Raw genomic sequence first — 2572 nt, forward strand, 5'->3', positions numbered from 1 at the left:
TATAATTCTTAAGCGAAGTATCACATTTTTAGCAGACATAAAAAGAGCAGTTTTCAAAAATGTGGAACTGCTCTAAATGTGATTCTTCATAATTGTACCAATTCGCGGACGTTTTTCTGAGAAGTATATGGGGATTGTATCTTTCAAATCTTCTCAAAAAGCAATGAAAACAAGTGTTTTGTAATTGAAAACAAGTGTGTTAAATAAACACTTTTTGTTTCAAGGCATGCCGACAAGACCTTCCATAGGGAGGCCTGATGAAACATATGGAACAAAAACAAGGTTAACTACGATAAGCATACGACTTTCCAAGGTGTGTCATACTACTGCAGCCACAAGCCGGGCAAACATGGATATCATAGTTCCAGACTTCTTTCAGAAGTTCTGCAATCGAAAGTCCGGCATAACGCTGTTTGAATTTCTGATACCCCTGCAGTTTGAAGATGATTTTCAGATTCTTCGTTTTGGTACGGTTATTCAGAAAACCATAGTAGCGGATTTTCTGAAAACCTGATGGTAACACATGCATAAGGAAGCGACGGATGAATTCCTTATTTTCAAGTATAACCGTTTTGGTCTCGCCGGATTTGTAATCACGAGCCGAAAAAGAAACTTGCGTTTCTGTTACAGATTGAATGCGTGTATTCGTAATGGCAATCCGATGAGTATAACGACCGAGATATTCAATGGCATTACCGAAACCGTTAAAGGTCTCTTTGATGTACGGGCACCAATCCATCTTGTAAAGAGAATCACGGAACTCATTCCAAGAGTAAGAATTCCGAAGTTCTGCACAGGAAGATAAGAAAACAAGTTTTCCAAAGGCATAGTGCTTTTGCAGATAGAAAAGAAACTTTCCACGGAATACTTTTGCCATCACGTGAACCGGAATAAAAAACTTTTCACCACACTTGCGAAGTTTTTGGTCGGCAGACAGACCACCGCCGGAAACAATACAATGGATGTGCGGATGAAAATTTAGTGTCTGTCCCCAAGTGTGCAGAACCTGAATGATGCCGGGTGTTGCTCCGAGATACTTCTTATCTCTTGAAAGTTCAAGAAGTGTTTCAGAGGAGCATCTGTGTAACAGAGAATACAGAAGTTCCTGATTACCATAAATCAAAGGATTCAGTTCATGAGGAACGGTAAACACTACATGAAAATACGGTGAATCAATGACTTCCGCACGTCGCTTGTCAATCCAGATTTCTTTCAGGATTGCCTGACAGTTGGGACAGTTTCGGTTACGGCAGGAATTGTTGTGAAACTCCATGTGGCCGCAGTCGGTACACTGGCTGATGTTACAACCGAGACTGCCTGATTTACAGTTCAGTATGGCCGTTGCTGCTTTTTCCTGTACTCCTGACATATGAGAAACCGAAGAACGAAAATCCTCATAGGAGTTTAGAAAAATCTGCTGGATTTTGGGAGGCTTATGCAAGGAAATCACCTCCCATCATGTCAAAAGGACTAATGGCTTTACGCATACTGCTGGTGGCAAGATGAACATAGATGGTTGTTGATTCCAAAGACCTATGTCCGAGATATGCCTGAATAGTCAGAAGGTCTGCCCCGTTTTCATAAAGGTGGGTACCAAAAGCATGGCGAAAAGAATGGCAGGTAATGCGTTTAGGCCATCCGAGTCGCTGCTCGTGTTCATGGATATGTCTAGATAGATAAAACGTGTCAATTGGTTTCGATTTATTATGTTGTTTTGGGAAAAGCCAGTCCACAGGTTTATGATAAGCAAACCAGTATTGTGTAAGGATTTCCAATGCTGTTTTTGAAAGGACAGCATAGCGGTCCGAGCGATTCTTGCTATGAGAAATATGTATTCTCATGTTAGAACGTTCTATATCTTGATATTTCAGATGACAGACTTCGCCAATTCTAAGACCTGAAGAATACATGAGAGCAATCATGGCTTTTTGCTTTAAATCCGGAATGGTGGAGATGAAGGTTTTTACTTCCTGCTGGGAAGGCACATAAGGCAGGTATTTATCGAATTTTCGGAATGGGAGTTGCGTATCATCCCAAGGTTTATGAAGTACGTAAATGGTAAAGAAACGTAACTGAGAGATAACCGCATTGATGGTACGGTCTGACAGGGAGCGGGTATTTTGAACCCAGCCGATAAACTGACGCATCTCATCCCAAGAAACATCTTCCGGGGATTTGTGAATCACGTCAGTCAAAAAATCAAAGTAAGCCTTGATATATGTAGAGTAACTTTTGATTGTATGGTCGGTAAGACCACGGAGAGAAATCATCTCTCTGTAAGAATTAAAATATTTGTCCATAATGAACCTCCTAAAATAAATGATGTTTGTAATAAAAAAAGTAAAAACAAACACCTAAAGGGAGGCGGACGAATAAAAAAATCAGATATGTAATTGTTAAGAATAAAAAAACATGATAACATAAGCATAGCAGTTCTTTTGTGTGTAATTGTTTGAGTGTGGTAACTTAACAATATAACATATACAAAAAAACTGCTACTTTTATTTTTGAAAAAAAAGTGGCGACCTTATTGTACGTAACGCTAGCCATCGCGCCAGCGATTTGGTACAAT

The 2572-nt window shown here is 39.8% G+C and carries 2 protein-coding genes; both read right to left on the minus strand.

Annotated features, from left to right (window positions below):
* Nucleotides 1-283: 283 nt before the first annotated feature.
* Nucleotides 284-1441, minus strand: a complete 1158-nt coding sequence (locus G593_RS0118155; protein ID WP_029732597.1) for an IS91 family transposase — start codon at nucleotides 1439-1441, stop codon at nucleotides 284-286.
* The gene (locus G593_RS0118160; RefSeq protein ID WP_005336943.1) at nucleotides 1434-2300 is read right to left on the minus strand and encodes a tyrosine-type recombinase/integrase; all 867 of its coding nucleotides are present in this window, start codon (nucleotides 2298-2300) and stop codon (nucleotides 1434-1436) included. Before G593_RS0118160 ends, G593_RS0118155 begins: the two co-directional genes overlap by 8 nt.
* Nucleotides 2301-2572 lie beyond the last annotated feature (272 nt).

The organism is Dorea sp. AGR2135, assembly GCF_000420885.1.
GTDB classification, from domain to species: Bacteria; Bacillota; Clostridia; order Lachnospirales; family Lachnospiraceae; genus Dorea; species Dorea formicigenerans.

Bases quoted from the DNA above. Each gene is read 5' to 3' on its own strand.
- G593_RS0118160 (WP_005336943.1), bottom strand. From the start codon at position 2,300: ATGGACAAATATTTTAATTCTTACAGAGAGATGATTTCTCTCCGTGGT.